At 49.9% G+C, this 15,849-nt stretch carries 20 protein-coding genes and 1 pseudogene; 7 read left to right on the top strand and 14 right to left on the bottom strand.

Annotated features, from left to right (window positions below):
• Positions 1–595: 595 nt before the first annotated feature.
• The 13 genes from asnS to INF68_RS04135 form a co-directional block, all read right to left on the bottom strand.
• Positions 596–1,996, bottom strand: a complete 1,401-nt coding sequence (gene asnS / locus INF68_RS04075; RefSeq protein ID WP_109846027.1) for an asparagine--tRNA ligase — start codon at positions 1,994–1,996, stop codon at positions 596–598.
• Positions 1,997–2,162: 166 nt separating this feature from the next.
• Positions 2,163–3,365, bottom strand: coding sequence for a nicotinate phosphoribosyltransferase (gene pncB / locus INF68_RS04080; protein ID WP_109846028.1), 1,203 nt, complete (start codon positions 3,363–3,365; stop codon positions 2,163–2,165).
• A 184-nt stretch (positions 3,366–3,549) separates the two neighbouring features.
• Positions 3,550–4,842 carry a site-specific integrase gene (locus INF68_RS04085; RefSeq protein WP_045404144.1) on the bottom strand — a complete coding sequence of 431 codons (1,293 nt, stop codon included), beginning with the start codon at positions 4,840–4,842 and terminating at the stop codon, positions 3,550–3,552.
• 44 nt (positions 4,843–4,886) lie between these two features.
• Positions 4,887–5,144 carry an excisionase family protein gene (locus INF68_RS04090; protein ID WP_058657756.1) on the bottom strand — a complete coding sequence of 86 codons (258 nt, stop codon included), beginning with the start codon at positions 5,142–5,144 and terminating at the stop codon, positions 4,887–4,889.
• A complete protein-coding gene (locus INF68_RS04095; protein ID WP_227412782.1) occupies positions 5,128–5,499 on the bottom strand; it encodes a hypothetical protein in 372 nt (123 codons plus the stop codon). The genes INF68_RS04090 and INF68_RS04095 overlap by 17 nt, the downstream gene beginning before the upstream one ends.
• 2 nt (positions 5,500–5,501) lie before the next feature.
• A complete protein-coding gene (locus INF68_RS04100) occupies positions 5,502–6,251 on the bottom strand; it encodes an ORF6N domain-containing protein (protein WP_045898569.1) in 750 nt (249 codons plus the stop codon).
• Positions 6,252–6,262: 11 nt separating this feature from the next.
• A complete protein-coding gene (locus INF68_RS04105) occupies positions 6,263–6,841 on the bottom strand; it encodes a hypothetical protein (protein ID WP_045898571.1) in 579 nt (192 codons plus the stop codon).
• Entirely contained in the window at positions 6,841–7,254 is a 414-nt protein-coding gene (locus tag INF68_RS04110; protein WP_045898574.1) for a hypothetical protein, read from the bottom strand. Before INF68_RS04110 ends, INF68_RS04105 begins: the two co-directional genes overlap by 1 nt.
• 189 nt (positions 7,255–7,443) lie before the next feature.
• Positions 7,444–7,851 carry a hypothetical protein gene (locus INF68_RS04115; RefSeq protein WP_193525259.1) on the bottom strand — a complete coding sequence of 136 codons (408 nt, stop codon included), beginning with the start codon at positions 7,849–7,851 and terminating at the stop codon, positions 7,444–7,446.
• The gene (locus INF68_RS04120) at positions 7,844–8,074 is read right to left on the bottom strand and encodes a hypothetical protein (RefSeq protein WP_182063631.1); all 231 of its coding nucleotides are present in this window, start codon (positions 8,072–8,074) and stop codon (positions 7,844–7,846) included. The genes INF68_RS04115 and INF68_RS04120 overlap by 8 nt, the downstream gene beginning before the upstream one ends.
• Positions 8,075–8,180: 106 nt before the next feature.
• Positions 8,181–8,450: a S24 family peptidase gene (locus tag INF68_RS04125; protein ID WP_193525260.1), complete on the bottom strand. Its 270-nt coding sequence runs from the start codon at positions 8,448–8,450 to the stop codon at positions 8,181–8,183.
• A gap of 185 nt (positions 8,451–8,635) precedes the next feature.
• Positions 8,636–9,067 carry a helix-turn-helix domain-containing protein gene (locus INF68_RS04130; RefSeq protein WP_181594724.1) on the bottom strand — a complete coding sequence of 144 codons (432 nt, stop codon included), beginning with the start codon at positions 9,065–9,067 and terminating at the stop codon, positions 8,636–8,638.
• A gap of 186 nt (positions 9,068–9,253) precedes the next feature.
• Positions 9,254–9,886: a LexA family transcriptional regulator gene (locus tag INF68_RS04135; RefSeq protein WP_181594725.1), complete on the bottom strand. Its 633-nt coding sequence runs from the start codon at positions 9,884–9,886 to the stop codon at positions 9,254–9,256.
• Between the two features lie 107 nt (positions 9,887–9,993).
• On the opposite strand from INF68_RS04135, the gene INF68_RS04140 reads away from it, so the two are divergent.
• Genes INF68_RS04140 through INF68_RS04170 form a run of 7 tightly spaced genes read left to right on the top strand, consistent with a single transcriptional unit; the run spans position 9,994 to position 15,394 of the window.
• Positions 9,994–10,215 (top strand): helix-turn-helix transcriptional regulator, encoded by a 222-nt coding sequence (locus INF68_RS04140; protein WP_181594726.1) that lies wholly within the window; start codon positions 9,994–9,996, stop codon positions 10,213–10,215.
• 1 nt (position 10,216) lies between these two features.
• The gene (locus tag INF68_RS04145) at positions 10,217–10,480 is read left to right on the top strand and encodes a hypothetical protein (protein WP_181595237.1); all 264 of its coding nucleotides are present in this window, start codon (positions 10,217–10,219) and stop codon (positions 10,478–10,480) included.
• 47 nt (positions 10,481–10,527) lie between these two features.
• Positions 10,528–11,412 carry a KilA-N domain-containing protein gene (locus tag INF68_RS04150; RefSeq protein ID WP_320338464.1) on the top strand — a complete coding sequence of 295 codons (885 nt, stop codon included), beginning with the start codon at positions 10,528–10,530 and terminating at the stop codon, positions 11,410–11,412.
• Entirely contained in the window at positions 11,409–12,257 is an 849-nt protein-coding gene (locus tag INF68_RS04155; RefSeq protein ID WP_193525262.1) for a helix-turn-helix domain-containing protein, read from the top strand. Before INF68_RS04150 ends, INF68_RS04155 begins: the two co-directional genes overlap by 4 nt.
• 15 nt (positions 12,258–12,272) lie before the next feature.
• The gene (locus INF68_RS04160) at positions 12,273–13,154 is read left to right on the top strand and encodes an ATP-binding protein (protein WP_181594729.1); all 882 of its coding nucleotides are present in this window, start codon (positions 12,273–12,275) and stop codon (positions 13,152–13,154) included.
• On the top strand, positions 13,151–14,530 hold the full coding sequence (locus INF68_RS04165; protein WP_181594730.1) for a replicative DNA helicase: 1,380 nt from the start codon (positions 13,151–13,153) through the stop codon (positions 14,528–14,530). Before INF68_RS04160 ends, INF68_RS04165 begins: the two co-directional genes overlap by 4 nt.
• Positions 14,531–14,557: 27 nt before the next feature.
• A complete protein-coding gene (locus tag INF68_RS04170; RefSeq protein WP_193525263.1) occupies positions 14,558–15,394 on the top strand; it encodes an antitermination protein in 837 nt (278 codons plus the stop codon).
• Positions 15,395–15,502: 108 nt separating this feature from the next.
• On the opposite strand, the pseudogene INF68_RS23175 reads toward INF68_RS04170, so the two are convergent.
• Positions 15,503–15,849, bottom strand: a pseudogene (locus INF68_RS23175) (hypothetical protein); the annotation flags it as partial.

The raw sequence follows: 15,849 nt of genomic DNA on the forward strand, positions 1-15,849 counted from the left end.
CTCATTGGTTTTTTTATGACACTCGCCACTGCCGTCAATAAATTCTGTCAATAAATATTTCCGGAACTATTGATGAGAGTTTGGTGTCTTTATGTATCTGACAGGCATCTTTCCATTCGGCGAAGCGTTTCGCTAGCCTGAAAGTGCTACAATTCTCAAGATTAAGTAACTGAAAGAAAATATGTGTAACTAAATATGTATTTTTGGGAACTTTGTGAACCACCTCAAACTTCAGAACGCCCTGGTGAATTAAACAACAAGCACTATCCTATATATATGAATTCCTTATGATTAATTGAGATAAAGGCGATTCGTATAAACAGACCTTAAACGGCTCGTTTTTTCTTATGACTGCGAAGGGCCTTCCGGATGGCTGTAAAAGTGGTTGAAATTTGTGCTATCGCTTGAGGGTGTAATAATCGCAATAAGAATGGGGTTTATTTTTTGTGGCTGGATATTTCGCGGAAACAAAACGTAACAGGTAGTGGTTGTGACGGGGGCAAGGTTTAAAGACGCTGACTTTACGCTGACGAAAACTGACAATACAGAATAAAATAATGGCCAGCATAAGCTGGCCATTTTAGTCTTGTACCGATTAGAAGCTGGCGTTACGTGGAGTACGTGGGAACGGGATCACGTCACGTACGTTCTGAACACCGGTAACGTAGGCAATCAGACGCTCAAAGCCCAGACCAAAACCGGCGTGCGGTACGGTACCGTAACGACGCAGATCGCGGTACCAGCTGTAGTCAGCTGGGTTGAGCCCCATCTCTTCCATACGCGCGTCCAGCACGTCGAGACGCTCTTCACGCTGAGAGCCACCGATGATTTCACCAATGCCCGGCGCCAGAACGTCCATCGCTGCCACGGTTTTACCGTCTTCGTTAAGGCGCATATAGAAGGCCTTAATATCTTTCGGGTAGTTTTTAACGACAACCGGCGCTTTGAAATGCTTCTCGGCCAGATAGCGTTCGTGCTCAGACGCCAGGTCAACGCCCCAGTAAACCGGGTTCTCGAATGTCTCACCGCATTTCTCGAGGATTGCTACCGCGTCGGTATAGTCCACCTGCGCAAAGTCGGCAGAGACGAAACGCTCCAGACGCGCCACAGCATCGCTGTCTACACGTTCTGCGAAGAATTTCATGTCGTCAGGACGCTCTTCCAGCACCGCTTTGAACACATACTTCAGCATCGCTTCTGCAAGGCCAGCGACATCGTTCAGGTCTGCAAAGGCCACTTCAGGCTCCAGCATCCAGAATTCCGCCAGATGACGGCTGGTGTTGGAGTTTTCGGCGCGGAAGGTTGGGCCAAAGGTGTAGATCTTAGAAAGCGCACAGGCGTACGTTTCGCCGTTGAGCTGACCAGATACCGTCAGGAAGGCTTCTTTACCAAAGAAGTCTTTGTCATAGTCCACTTTACCTTCAGGCGTACGCGGCAGGTTTTCCATGTCCAGCGTTGAGACGCGGAACATCTCGCCGGCACCTTCCGTATCGGACGCGGTGATCAGCGGGGTAGACACCCAGAAGTAACCCTGCTCATCGAAGAAACGATGCAGCGCCTGCGCCAGCGTATGACGCACGCGCGCCACCGCACCAATCAGGTTGGTACGCGGACGCAGGTGGGCGACTTCACGCAGATATTCGATGCTGTGGCGTTTTGCCGCCATCGGGTAGGTGTCCGGATCTTCAACCCAGCCGGTGACTTCAATGGCAGAGGCCTGAATTTCGAAGCTTTGGCCCTGGCCCGGTGACGCCACAACCACGCCGGTAACAATGACGGAGCAACCGGTTGTCAGGCGCAGAACGTCATCATTGTAATTGGGCAGAGAATTATTAATGACGGCCTGTACAGGATCAAAGCAGGAACCGTCATAGACGGCAAGGAAGGAGATGCCAGCTTTAGAATCTCGGCGGGTACGCACCCATCCGCGCACGGTGACTTCCTGGTCAACGGCGACACGGCCCTGGAGTACGTCGGCTACAGGCACAACGCTCATAATATTCTCTCTGTTAATAGTCGGAAAAAATAAACACTTGTCCACCCTTATGGGGGGATATCTATGTTACCTGCCATCCGCTATCAGACAAGTAAATTTCGCAGTCAAAAGAGAAGAATTGAGAAATAAATAAGAAGAAGGGAGCCATAAAGGCTCCCGTAAGCGCTTAACTGGCTTTTTTGATCAAGGGGAGATCGAACGCTTTGCGCAATGCGCGGACAAACGCTTTGTCATGGCAGATGGTTTTACCGGGGCTGTCGGAGAGTTTTGCCACCGGCTTTCCGTTACATTCCACCAGTTTGATGACGATATTCAGAGGTTTTACCTGAGGTATATCGCAGGTCAGACGGGTACCAATCCCGAAGCTCAGGTTCACACGGGTATTGAAATGGCGATAGAGGTCGACCGCTTTCGCCAGGTCGAGATTATCCGAGAAGACCAGCACCTTGCTCATCGGGTCAATGCCGAGTTTTTCGTAATGGGCAATGGCTTTCTCGCCCCATTCAACCGGATCCCCGGAGTCGTGGCGTAATCCCTGGTAACGTTCAGCGAACTCGGGACCAAAGTCGCGCAGGAAGGCATCCATCGTAATACAGTCGGTGAGGGCAATCCCGAGCTGATTCGGGTACTCCTCAAGCCATGCGGCCAGTGCCGCGCGCTGGCTGTTAGCCAGATCGGGGCTGATCTGCTGATGCGCCTGGAACCACTCGTGTGCCTGGGTGCCCATTGGCGTCAGGCTGAGGCGGCGTGCCAGATCGTAGTTGCTGGTGCCAACGAACCACGGCTCCTGCTGCAGACGTTTAACAATGGCCTCCTGAACGTCACGCGAGAAACGGCGACGCGTGCCAAAGTCCATCAGGCGGAAGCGGGACATGTCCAGCCCTTCGGTCAGCGTAGAGAAGGCTGCGAGTTTATTTTCCAGCGCGGCGACCGCCTGCGCGACGCCTGTTTCAGACGAACGGTAGCGGTGAGCCAGTTCACTGATCACCGCCAGAAGCGGCACTTCCCACATGATCACTTCCCGCCACGGACCTTCAAGGCGAATATCCAGCTTGCCGTTATCGTTAAGCACGGTGACCTGCTCCGGCTTATAGCGAAAATCGCGCAGCCAGTTCAGGTAGTCGGCTTTGAAGAAAGGCAGGCCAGAAAGCCACTGATATTCCTCGTCCTGCAGCGTCAAATGCTGCATAGCATCGACCTGTTCACGAATGGCGTCTGCGTAGATACCGAGCAAGTCGTCGCCACGACAGCGGAATTCCGCCGCGACGTGAACGTCATAGTAGTGGTGGAAAACGGCTTGCTGCATATGCAGTTTATACGCGTCGGTATCCAGCAACGTATGCAGAACTGGAGAAGCGAATTGAGTCATAGGTGCGCAGTAGCATCCTCTCACAGGAGCGTTTAGTACAATAAACAACTCCGGAGTATACCTTGTTTAGTGATTTATTGAACCCCGATCACAACATAAGCGCGTTTTATGGTCGAGGGCATTTTGTGCCCCGTGTTATACAAATGTAGCAATAGAGCTGCTAACCACTTGAATTTACAGATTACTACTGTGCTACAACCATGCTTTGGGGCAGTGATGGGGCAAAGCGTGAAAGCGCCTGGTTGAGCAGGGAAACCTGTTCGGCACTCTTCTCTGACATCCACTTTCCATACACCTTGTAAACCATCTGTGCATCGGTATGTCCCATTTGAGTTGCTATAAAGTTTGGGTTTGCCCCAGCTGATAATGACCAGCACGCATAAGTATGTCGCGACTGGTAGGCGTTGCGGTACCGTATTCCGGCGCGCTTGATTATCGGGGCCCAAATTTTATTAATCGAATTAACCGCGTAGTGATATCCTCTACGAGGCCCATGCTTGACGCATTGAGGACTGAAAACGAAAGTGCAAGGGTGTATGACTGACTGACCATATTCCCGCAATTTCACTTCAATCTCATACTGCCGGCCAAGGCGCGTCAGCTGGGCCTGATTCCTCAGGGCATCAATAGCTGGTTGAATGAGATAAATCACCCTGTCAGTGCCTGCGTCGGTTTTTGGCAGGGTGAACTCATTCGTCTGGGTAAGGTTGCGTTTCACTGTGATGGTTCCGGCATGCAGATCGATATCTTCCCACGCCAGACCGCACAACTCCCCATGCCTCATTCCAGTATAGACTGCCAGCGACCAGAGATTTCTCATCTGCTGGTGGCCGCAAGCCTGGATAAACCGGATAAACTCTTCTGTCGTGAGTGGATCTGGTTCACCTTTCGCTTTTTTGAGGCGGTTAATTCCGCTAAACGGGTTTTCCTTCGCATAACCGTTATCCGCTCCGAACTGGAAGATCTCGGCCATCAGCATCATGTAATTATTCACGGTCGAAGACTTCCTGCCTTTAACCTGTGTCCGGTGATCCTTCTTCATTACATGAAAACCCGTCAGCAACTCCTTTCTCACGTACAGCAAATCCTCAGTGGTCACCGCAGAAACCATTTTGTTTTCGCCGATGCGCGGAAGCATGTTTTTTATGATGGATTCGTACCGACTCATAGTGTTAGAGCTGATTTCCATCCTCTTCAGCTCAGACCACTTTTCGGTAAGCTCCAGCACAGTAATTTCCTTTCTATCCTGACCGAACCGGGCAAGGTTCGGTGAGTTTGGGAATTTTTCCGCATAGTCAAAATTTCCCATCCTTATCGCAAAACAAACTGAAGAACGAAGCTCGCCGGCTATCTTGCGATTTTTGGCAGTATCAGGGACACCGAGGTTTTCTCTGACACGCTTGCCTTTATATACAAACCAGATGCGGAGTGAACCGCCGTGGTTTTCGACGCCTGTCGGGTATGATGCATTAGCCATTAATCCCTCCTGACGTCCAGGAGCGTTGACGAGTGTACTGCTTTTCATGCTGTCTTCGCACCTGGTTGATTTTTTTTCTGAGCCTCGATCCACTGATCAACTGCTTTTCTGTTGTACATGCATTCGCTCGAAGGCTTTGGATTGCCATCTGGTGAAATGTGCAGGTACTCGCGACCAAGCATCCAGGATTCTTTTCTGGCTCGGGTGATGGTTCCGGGCTTAAGCCCGGTAACCGCAATCAGAACCTTTTCGCTAACCCAGTCATTCGGCACCAGAAGAATAATTTCAGCACTGGTTTGCATGGTTCTCCTCCACTTTTTCTTTAGCCAGGCGAACGCACCGCGCGAAAGAAGAGGGCGTTACAATTTCGCGAAGAGCCTGAACCAGAAAGGCATTGTGCTGCTGGTGCAGCTGCAGGTTGCGTTCCTTCTCCTCATGGCGCAGGACAGCCAGACGAGCTGTGATGATGCGGCGCTTACCTTTGATCACCCGTAGCGCGTTTTCTGCCTTTTTCCGCCATGCGCTCCAGTCACTGCAGCTGTTCGATCTCGCCAGTTGCTCTTCAATGCTGAGCTGCGCTTCTTCTGCATTAACGAGCTGTTGCAGGCATTCGCTGATTGTGTTCAGATTGTCTGTCTCGACGTAGAATTTGTGCATTATTAACCCTCCCACCCAATCGCCTGGAACAGACCCATTTTAGGGTGATACCAGCGGGTGCCGCGCGGTTCAGCCTCTGACATCATCTGGCGAAACGCGGCCATGAATGGCTCCAGTTCGACGATGGCTCTGCGTGACAACAGCCCGTCTGGTGTCATAAATTCGTGCGTGTCTGTCGGGATGCGGTAGGCATTGACCAGATTTCGGCACTTGGCGTCACTCATTCCGCTTTTGGCTACCACCTGGCGGTAACCGACATATCCGGCTCGCATGGTGCCGCGCTTGATGTTCTCCACCGCTTCGGTGACCGTTTCGATCTGCTCTTCAACATGATTCAGGCGTTTTTGCTGGCGAACGGCATCGGCGGCCATTGCGGCGATCATTTCGATTTCAGTCAATGGTTGCGGTTGCTGATGACGGAAATAACCACTTACCAACTCGCGTTGTACTTTCCAGGCCAGATCATCGTTAAATGGTTTCGTCAGCATCAGGTAGCCTGATTCGAAGAGGACAATTCCTGATGGCGCAAATTTCGAAAAAACGCCAACTGGAAGGTCCGTACGTATGGTGTCTGCACCTAATTCTTCATAATCCTCACCACGAACAAAGCGGTCTTTGTTGCGATTAAATGCTGCACGAGCGGTTCCTTCCGGTCGCTGGTGGACTTCATCAATCATCGCCAGCGTCACAACGCGCTGACCGCGATATTCGACTGCCGGCAGCTGTTTGTTATTGATCGTTACAGTGTTCATTTTCGTCTTCCTCAGTGCATAACCGGCATGTCAGGCATACCTTCTTTCTGAATCTGTTCAATGAAGCTGTCATGCAGGAGATTGAAACCCTCCCGGCCCATTTTTGAGAGTCGAAGCCCGTTCTCAGCGTCCGTATCTAACATGTCCCGGTACATGCGCAGCGCCATCTGCTGGCCGAGTTCCTGACCGTATTTCTCAATGGCCAACCCTTCCACATAGCTTGCGAGTGCGAACCGCTCTGGCGCGGGATAAACACTGATTGAACCGTTTTGGCCTGAGTAGATAACTGCGGTATCAAACCCTCCAGAATCGTTGGCAACCTCAACCGTGCCGTTCTTTGCCTGCTCCTCGGCAATGAAGACGGCAACCAGCATCCAGCGCCAAATGATGATTTCTTTCTCGATGCCCGGGGTAAACCAGCCGCTTTCAATCGCTTCCATGATGCAAGCCAGCAGATCTAATCCATCCGGAATTCGTTTGTCATAATTACCGTTGTCGAGCTGGCGAACCGCAACGGAATAGCCAATAACGCGGTTACCAAAACGGATGCCGGTTGATGTCGGCTCTGGGTTAAACGTTGAATCAACCATCAATACACTCCTGCTGGTTTGATGGCTTGCAATGCATCCACCTCTTTGACGTAGCGCTCGTGCATTGCGTCCCATTTTTCACACCATTTCTCCATTTCTCGCTTGCGCGCCAGGATACGACGCAGACGGCGAATACAACGCTGGTGGGCGGCCAGATACTCCGCCTTTGTTTCCCCGTCTCGCCATACCTCCATATCATCGCGATCAATACGCACCCGCGGGTGACGCTGTGGAAAACCTGAACGCTCAAAAGCCTCGGTGGTCATGAAGAACGCCAGATAGCGGATCGCAGTATCTCGCGTGAAGCATTTTTTGATACGACCGTGACGTACTGCTACGAAAAGCGGGCCAACTGGCGTATCGTGTTTCTGCAATGCCAGATCAATTGTGCTTACGGTGCGTTTATCGTTCATTTCCGATCCTTAACTTTTGAATAACGCTCATGGCTCATTACTTCCCAGTTCTTGCCGCCATCGCGGGATAGTAGCCGCCAGCGGTGATTTACCTTCAGGCTCAGATTCCCGGTGCCGATCATGCGGCAGGGGTGAATCCTCCTCGCTCTGAACTGGCTTAAAACGTGTGCTGCTTTGAGGTGAACCCACTCAGGAATTCGTATCGCTGTCAGTGCCATCAGATCCCCCCATTTCATGACCCTCCGTTTTCGGAGCCTCTACTTTTTGTTTTTTGACGAACTCCACCAGCTCAGAAATGAGCTCGTCGATTAACTCCTTCCCACTATCTGTGAGGAATTCACCGCTGCCATTAACATCAACAGAACTGCTGTAAATTCCCTTAATAGCTTTTACGCCTTCGACATTCCCGTACTCACTGATCGCAAGCCTTTCGAATTTTCGTAATAATCCATCGAGAAGAATCTCTGTTAACTCGACCGTGTTAATGCCGCCTTTATTTAGTTTAATAACAAGGCAGTTACTGCCTGTTTTACGCTGGTGGCGTAATAAAGCTGCTTTTAAAATTCGTCGGCGATAGGTGTTAATTAAGTTATTCATGCTTCACGCCTTTTCTTTCAGCTTCATCATTCGCCAGAACAATTTGTTCTTCTTTATCCGTCCAGTCGTAAACAGAACCAGCGATATCGTAAGCCAGTCCTAATAGGGCGTTTAATTGGTGGCAGTCAAAATCATTGTGGTGGGCATGGATTGTCTGCATGAGGAAATTTAGTTGTTCGGCCTGGATTTTCACGTTCAGAATATTTTGACGTTCCTGAATCATTTTAATCTCCCATATGCCTTTTTAAGATAAAGACGAGCAATAACCTCGTAACCACAGGCCGCATAAAGGCACGCTGTTCTATATGCCGATTTATCAATAATGAAAGTCATACGAAGCGCCTCATTGTCATTGAGGCAATAACCCGGCCATGTACTTGCATATCGCTCTGCTCGTCGGCATCAAGCGTAAAAGTCTCGTAACGATGATTGTCAGAAATTATCACCAGCGCACCGTCCGGCATTGGCTCTACGCGCTTAACGAATACGCATGGTCGCCCGAATACATCACGGGTAAAAACATAAATACCGGCCTCTGAGATCTTTCCGCCACAGTCAGCGAAAGCAATCAGTTCGCATGGATGGATGGTTGGCTGCATGGAATCCCCCCCATCTGGCAAGTCATAATTTTTCCAGGCGCGTACTTACCTTTCTCATCAACAAATAATTCACGAGGGTAGGCGACTGGCTTATTTATTGGGTTAAGTGCATTTTGCATTTACATTTCCTCAGAGTGAGTTTGCCCCCACCTGGAAAGGTGTTAATTAAAGAAGATTAATTAATTCTAAATTTTGTCAGCTTGCTTGCAGATGGTCTCTTGCAAATCTACGAGCTTTTCAAAAACGATAGTTAACGTACCAATAGCTGACAGTTCTTGCGGCATACAGTCCATCGCATTAGAAATTGCCATTCTGCAATTACCAATATCCGCAGACCATGAGTAAAGTTGATTGGATGTTATTGTGTTTGTAGGCTCAGTAAATTCACCGCACTGTTCGTTTCCTGAAATTAGCCACAGAACGTCAGAATGAAGAACATTAGCCAATTGGATTAACTGGTCAGCAAAGGGAACAGTTTTTTCCGTTTCCCAGTTGTTAATGGTTTCGGTTGTTAAATCAAGATGATCAGCCAAAAAATCCTGAGAGAGTCGAAGCGAAGATCTTTGATTTAATATTCTTTTGCCGATGGTTTTTGCTACGGTGATTTGAGTATTCATTTCATTGGCTCCGTTGTTTGCCGATGAATAAATCGTACAGATAAAACTGTATTTTAGTCAACAGTTAAAGCTGTATTTTGTGTCCTTAATACATATCTTCCTGTAATTAAAGGTTATTTAGTTTTATAGGGCGAAAAAAAACCGACTAGAGTCGGTTTTCTAACGGTGGATTCGCAAGAGTGTGCTTTAGCGTTTTCTACGGTATATGCGGTGTTCAACCATAACGCCAATAATCGTAAGCGGTTGATGATCGCTATTGATTACAGGGTAATCATCGTTGAGTGGCACTAGTTCGAAGTGTTGGCGGCCTTTCATATCGGTATAAGTGGGGCGGTATTTTTTGAAGGTTGCCTGGTCGCTTCCATTTTTAGCGACGACAAACTCACCAGGTGTCGGCTCCACCTCAGGATCAACTATGATAATGTCACCATCCTTGAAATCAGGTTCCATAGAATCACCTTCTATGCGAAGACCAAAGCTAAACTCAGATAGTTCAGAATCGGTAAGTATGTATTCGAAGTTTCCGTCCAAAGCTACGATCGGCGGTTTTTCTGCTAGAGCACCAGCCTGAACATAACTGATAAGTGGAACCCTCCTGCTGTTTGCTTCAGCTATTGGAATGAATGCGCCACCATTCATAAGCCAATCCGCATCACATCGTAATGCCTTAGCAATGCCAATTATATTACGTGGTTTTAAGGTCTTCCCATCTTCGATGCTTTGCCAGGACTGCTGTCGGATACCGGCAAGTTCGGCAGCCTCAGTTTGAGTGAGTCCGAGTTCTATTCTTTTTTGCTTCACTCGATCGGCTAAAGCCATTTGCACACCCCCGCTAAATTATTTCGTCAATATTCACAGCTTAAACTGTAATTGACAAACAGTAAATTCTGTAGAAATATACAGATAAAACTGTTGAGGTGATTACGATGAATCTTGCTTATCGCGTTAAGCAAAAACGAGTTGAGTTAAATCTTTCTCAAACGCAATTAGCAGCAATGGTTGGAATGCGTCAGCAATCATTACAGGCCATTGAATCCGGGGAAACCAAGCGCCCGCGCCTGTTGATTGAGTTGGCACAGACTCTCAAATGCGACCCTCAATGGCTTCTTTACGGAAAGTTGGTCGCTTCCGGCAAAGGTGAAGCGTGACATGTCACCGGAAGAATTTATCAAAAAGCACATCACCGATGCGCTGGTGGGTGAAGGCTTTCCGGCGGAAATAGCCTGGGGGGGGGCTGAACATGGTGCTGATTATTACCGGCGCTGCTCTCAGGCCAGCCGGAAGGGAAGCATGTTCGCTGATTGTCTCTTTCGGGCTCGCCAGTGGGCTATCGGTCAGACAACGATTGCTGAACGGAAAGAGGGCAAGAAAAAGGCCGGGAGAGAGGGTAAATCTCAACCCGGCCTGTTCTGACTTTGCTTTGCAATACCTGCTGGAATCAATCATTGGAGAAAAATTCCGTGAAAAACAATACCAATAAACACCAGAACGTTTCAAGCGTTGATGCTGAAAACCTGCCCGTTATTGCTGGTGTGGAGATCACAACTGACGATGCTGGGCGCTTTAATCTGAATGCATTACACAAGGCGAGTGGAGTGGGTGAGGATAAATCTCCGAGCCAATGGTTACGCCGCAAAAGCACGAAAGAACTCATTGAAGAGCTTAAGCGTAACTTATTGAAAGAGTGCCAGAATGTAAATTTACACTCTGCTCAAAAACCAATCGACACCGCGAATGGCGGTATCGCGCCGGGCACTTTCGCTCATGAGCTGCTGGCCATCGAGTATGCCGGGTGGATCTCACCAGCGTTTCGCTTGCAGGTGAACCAGACCTTCCTCGACTTCCGAGCCGGGAAGCTGGCGCCAGTAAACAGCAGTCTGCCGGACTTCAATAACCCGGCCGCAGCTGCCCGCGCCTGGGCAGATGAATACGAAGCGAAAAACAAGGCTATTGGGTATGTACACCGTCAGGATCAATACATTGAACACCTGGAAAACCTGTTTCAACCAGGCATGACTCCATTCCAGTTCTGCAAGCAACTCAACGGTGTAAACGTTCAGCAGATTAACACCTTTCTGGCTGATCACAACTGGTTGTACGACGAACGCCCGGAATCTCGTAAAGCCTCGTGGCGGGTTAAACATTATGCCCGTGATTTGTATCTGACCGAGAAGCATCAGCGCGTGGCCCCCGAGGATGCAGAGAGTTTTGATGCTTATAAGCCTGTGCTGAAACGCAAGGGGGCCATCTGGCTTTACCGACACTATCTGAAGGGCAACCTCCCGATGAAGCAAGGCTGGGATGGAAAATTTACCCACGATATTGAGCTGGCAGGTGCTGCATGAGTAGCAAAATTCTCGGTAACGTCTGGGACGCATGCGCTGCTCATGACATTAAGGGGGCCAAACTTGTGATTATGGCACGCCTGGCTGATTACTCGAATGATGACGGTGTGTGCTATCCGAGTGTTGAAACTATTTGCCGCCAACTGGGGCTCGGGGAAAGCACGGTCAGAACCGCCATTGCAGAACTGGAATCTGCTGGGTGGCTGCGTCGTGAATCACGCCGTAAAGGTAATCGCAACACGTCCAATCTTTATCATTTGAATGCCGATCGTCTCGAGGCTCTGGCACGCATTGAGAAGGACAAAGTGGCAGCGCTGAAACAGCAGCGCAGGACTAACGGTTTTCACCCGTCAGATTCTGACAAAAATGATGTTTTCACCCGTCAGAATCTGACCCCAGATCCACAAGTAAATTCAAAACATGATCCATCAGTAAATTCAAAACATGAATCACAAGGTATTGGCGCATCGGCTGACGCCTCTGCACCGGTTCGTTCTGCAAAGCAGGATTATTCACCTGAGTTCGAAACCGCCTGGCAGGCATACCCAAAACGTGCTGGTGGTAACTCCAAGGCAGCTGCCTGGAAAGCCTGGAAAGCTCGAATCAAAGATGGTGTTACCGGTGAAGCAATGCTGGCAGGCGTAACCCGTTATGCCGGATATGTCCGTGCTACTGGTAACGCTGGAACGCAGTACGTGAAACAGGCGGCGACGTTCTTTGGTCCTGATCGGCATTTCGAAGAGTCATGGCAGGCGCCTACTGTTGCGGTAGTCGGTCGACCTGGAGGACTGCCGGTTTCGGGGTTTAGTGAACAAGACTATGGCCAATCAGACTGCAACTGGTAAGCAGGAGAAATCACAATGCTGAGTATTAAACAACGCGAAGAAAGGGAAGCTCTGGTGGCAAAGCGCGAAGGGCTTCGTGAAGAACTGGCGTTTGCTGTGGAACATAAAAAACCGTGGCAGTGGGGAAGCTGGGAGTCGGGCGAAGTCCACGCTGCCGCTTGTGAAAACCATGGTGGTTATCAGCGCATTTCCCTCACTGGGAAAGCCTATCGTGGCGTTGAAAATGTTAAGCACTCCCAGTGCCCGGAGTGTGTGAAAGCGGAGCTTGCTGGCATTGAATCAAGCCTGCGGACATTACGAGTGGCCGACCTGATGGACAATTCCGGCATCGCAAGACGATTCGAAGCATGTGAATTCGATAACTACCAGGCTATCAACCCGGATGCTGCCAAGAATCTCGCAGCCTGTCAGCGTTATGCCAGCAGCTGGCCTGAACGACTGAATGCCGGTACCGGGCTTGTTATGACCGGCAATTGCGGCACCGGTAAAAACCACCTGGCAGTGGCTATGGCAAAGAGCATCATCCGCGATCACCTTGCGAATGTGGAAATCACCGATGTCATGCGCCTCACCAGAGCGGTAAAAAGCACATGGCGCCACAATGCTGAAATGACCGAGGAAGGCGTCATTGAGCGCTTCGCTTCACTGGATCTGCTGATTATCGACGAAGTGGGCGTTCAGTTCGGCAGCCCGACAGAAATGACCATCTTGCAGGAAATCATCAATGCCAGGTACGAAAGCATTCTGCCAACAATCCTGATCAGCAATCTCACATTCGACCAGTTGAAAGAGACTATTGGTGAGCGAATCGTGGACCGGGTTACCGATGGTGGCCGCAACCGTCTGGCATTTGGCTGGGGAAGTTTCCGCGCTATCGCGTCAGGAGCTGTAGCATGACGCCTGTCTGGAAAAATGAAGATCTGGAAGGTGCGGTGATTGGCGCAATTTTTCTGCGTGGTGCCGACCCTGAGGTACTGGATATTCTTTCCAGGGTGCCGGCCACCGCATTCTCGGTACCGCAGTATCGGGAAATATATACTGGGATCTGCCGTCAGGCGCGTGGAGCTGGCGTTATTGACCCTGTACTGCTCTGCGAAAACATGCCAAAGCACAGCGCAATCATTATGGACTCGAGCCGTATCGCATGGGCGAAGTCGGCGCTTGTGTCCTACGTTTCCACGCTCGAGCGTAATGCAGCTGTTCGTGATGCCGAAGCTGTGATTGAAAGGGCGCTGGCTGATCTCCGGAGTGCTCACAATGGTGACGCGGCTTTATCGGCATTCAGGACTGCACAGAACAGCATTGCCGCAATTTCTCTCGAAGAAAAGACCGTTCAGCCAGTTCATATCGACGACATTCTTCCTGCTGTAGTGGATCGGGTAGATGCACGCAACCGCGGGCTCGAAGAAGCCAGAAGCCTCATGACGGGTATTGAAGAGCTTGATGCAAAGACTGGTGGCATTGAACCAACAGATCTGGTGTTTATCGCTGCGCGGCCGTCGATGGGTAAAACTGAATTGGCGCTGGATATTATCGACAAAGTTTCTGAGCAGGGCCGTGGTGTGCTGTTCTTCAGCATGGAAATGCCAAATATCCAGATCGGAGAGCGAATGGTATCCGCTGCCGGAGGCATGTCGGTTTCACGCCTGAAAAAGGCTGCTGATTTTGAAGATGAGGACTGGGCGAGGCTGACAAACGGTGTCGAGCGCCTTACAGGTCGTAGTATCTGGATGGTTGATTCTACCGATCTGACTGTAGAGCAGATCCAGCAGATATCGACCCGCCTGCAGTTGGCGCATCCGGAAATAGCGCTGGTGGTTGTGGACTACCTGGCACTCATCAAAATTGAAAGTACTGCACGATATGACCTTGCTGTTGGTGAGGTGTCAAAAGGACTCAAGCGTCTGGCTAAATCTAATAAAACTCCGGTGCTTGCCCTGAGCCAGCTTTCTCGTGGCGTTGAATCGCGGCCTAACAAACGACCTATGAACTCCGACCTTAAAAACTCAGGTGAGATTGAGGCCGATGCTGATCTGATCATGATGCTTTACCGCGACGAAGTTTATAACCCTGAGTCGCCAGCTAAGGGGATCGCGGAAATTAACGTGACCAAACAACGCAACGGTGAGCTGGGCACTATCTACCGTCGATTCTATAACGGCCACTTCCTGCCAATTGACCAGGAATTAGCAAAGCAGCGTTCTGCGCCACAGCAGAAAGCCCAGACCAGACGTTACTCAAAAGAAAGGCATTCCAGCAATGCAGACTATTAAAACCATCAAAACAGCGGGGCCAAGCGCATGAAACTGGAAGCATCACTAAAACACTTCAGCCCTCAGGGTATGCATATCAGCGACGATGTGAAAGGAACCTCTCCGGACCGCCTTACAGGAAAAGATGTAATAGCGGCGATTGGCGCCACCAGCAGCCGTGCGCGGTTTGGTCTGGCGGCGTTCTTCGGTAAAGCGGGAATCAGCAAAACGGATGAACAGCTCGCAGTTCAGGCGCTGGCGCGATATGCGATGGATGTCGCACCGAAGAATGTTCGCAAAGTAGCTGGTGGGCAGTTCGGATGGTGCATGCAGATGTTGGCACAATTTGCCTTTGCTGATTACTCCCGTTCGGCGGCTACCAGCGTGACATGTCACAGTTGTAGCGGTACCGGACGAACAACCCGCGAGCAGATTACCCGCAAGGTTTCGTACCCATGGGGTAAAGCTCCATACTGGGCCTGCCGCTCTCGTGCTGTTCGACCGTCTGACTGGGAGCAGTGGATGGAGGTAACAGAGGTTGTACCGGCGGTCTGTGATGCTTGCGAAGGCAAGGGAACGATCAGCGCCCGTTGTCGTTGCGGCGGTAAAGGCGAGGTTCTAGACCGCAAGGCCACAAGCGAGCGCGGCGCGCCGGTGTTTAAAACCTGCGAGCGCTGCAGCGGAAATGGATTTTCTGCGGTGCCGTCTACCGCAGCCTATAAAGTGATACTGAAGCGCGTTCCGGATCTGCACGTCAGAACATGGACTCGCAACTGGAAACCGTTTCTTGAGGCGCTGGTAAGCATTTGTCAGCAGGAGGAGGGAAACGCCGCAAGAGAATTTCAATCTGCAACCAGTTTAGGCGAAGAAGGTGACGAAATTTAGCATTATTACGACATAAGGCTTGATTTTGTCCGAAGTTGTCGTGTATGCTTCTAATCATGCGGAGTAACGCCTGAAAGATTTCAACAATAAGCCCCTTGCGGGGCTTTTTTATGGCAGCGAGTTAACGAAAGAACTGAAAAGGGCCTTATCTTTATTGCTAATTGATTTTTTCAAATGTAGTTGATGATTTAAAGGTTTAAAGTTTTCCTTTGTGAGATATATACATGCTTTCTCAAAACGATCCTGAAGGAATTGAAATCTTTCATTCAGCCTGGAAACTTTTAATCCTAATGACATGACCTTCTTCTCAGGAATATCGTCAGGATTGCAATTATTGAGTTCTTCCAGCACAAGGCGAATATCTCTTTCGAAGATTAGCGCTATGTTATAATCGTTGAGGAGGCATTCAGGATTACGAACAATGCCAATTACTTCGTCGATGAATTGTGGTTTTA

This window comes from Enterobacter cloacae complex sp. P16RS2, assembly GCF_014982155.1.
Lineage (GTDB): Bacteria > Pseudomonadota > Gammaproteobacteria > Enterobacterales > Enterobacteriaceae > Enterobacter > Enterobacter cloacae_M.

Bases quoted from the DNA above. Each gene is read 5' to 3' on its own strand.
- INF68_RS04105 (WP_045898571.1), bottom strand. From the start codon at position 6,841: ATGGTTGATTCAACGTTTAACCCAGAGCCGACATCAACCGGCATCCGT.
- INF68_RS04140 (WP_181594726.1), top strand. From the start codon at position 9,994: ATGAATCTTGCTTATCGCGTTAAGCAAAAACGAGTTGAGTTAAATCTT.
- INF68_RS04170 (WP_193525263.1), top strand. From the start codon at position 14,558: ATGAAACTGGAAGCATCACTAAAACACTTCAGCCCTCAGGGTATGCAT.
- INF68_RS04145 (WP_181595237.1), top strand. From the start codon at position 10,217: ATGTCACCGGAAGAATTTATCAAAAAGCACATCACCGATGCGCTGGTG.
- INF68_RS04130 (WP_181594724.1), bottom strand. From the start codon at position 9,067: ATGAATACTCAAATCACCGTAGCAAAAACCATCGGCAAAAGAATATTA.
- INF68_RS04095 (WP_227412782.1), bottom strand. From the start codon at position 5,499: ATGCACAAATTCTACGTCGAGACAGACAATCTGAACACAATCAGCGAA.
- INF68_RS04085 (WP_045404144.1), bottom strand. From the start codon at position 4,842: ATGGCTAATGCATCATACCCGACAGGCGTCGAAAACCACGGCGGTTCA.
- asnS (WP_109846027.1), bottom strand. From the start codon at position 1,996: ATGAGCGTTGTGCCTGTAGCCGACGTACTCCAGGGCCGTGTCGCCGTT.
- INF68_RS04125 (WP_193525260.1), bottom strand. From the start codon at position 8,450: ATGCAGCCAACCATCCATCCATGCGAACTGATTGCTTTCGCTGACTGT.
- INF68_RS04115 (WP_193525259.1), bottom strand. From the start codon at position 7,851: ATGAATAACTTAATTAACACCTATCGCCGACGAATTTTAAAAGCAGCT.
- INF68_RS04090 (WP_058657756.1), bottom strand. From the start codon at position 5,144: ATGCAAACCAGTGCTGAAATTATTCTTCTGGTGCCGAATGACTGGGTT.
- pncB (WP_109846028.1), bottom strand. From the start codon at position 3,365: ATGACTCAATTCGCTTCTCCAGTTCTGCATACGTTGCTGGATACCGAC.
- INF68_RS04165 (WP_181594730.1), top strand. From the start codon at position 13,151: ATGACGCCTGTCTGGAAAAATGAAGATCTGGAAGGTGCGGTGATTGGC.
- INF68_RS04120 (WP_182063631.1), bottom strand. From the start codon at position 8,074: ATGATTCAGGAACGTCAAAATATTCTGAACGTGAAAATCCAGGCCGAA.
- INF68_RS04135 (WP_181594725.1), bottom strand. From the start codon at position 9,886: ATGGCTTTAGCCGATCGAGTGAAGCAAAAAAGAATAGAACTCGGACTC.
- INF68_RS04155 (WP_193525262.1), top strand. From the start codon at position 11,409: ATGAGTAGCAAAATTCTCGGTAACGTCTGGGACGCATGCGCTGCTCAT.
- INF68_RS04160 (WP_181594729.1), top strand. From the start codon at position 12,273: ATGCTGAGTATTAAACAACGCGAAGAAAGGGAAGCTCTGGTGGCAAAG.
- INF68_RS04100 (WP_045898569.1), bottom strand. From the start codon at position 6,251: ATGAACACTGTAACGATCAATAACAAACAGCTGCCGGCAGTCGAATAT.
- INF68_RS04110 (WP_045898574.1), bottom strand. From the start codon at position 7,254: ATGAACGATAAACGCACCGTAAGCACAATTGATCTGGCATTGCAGAAA.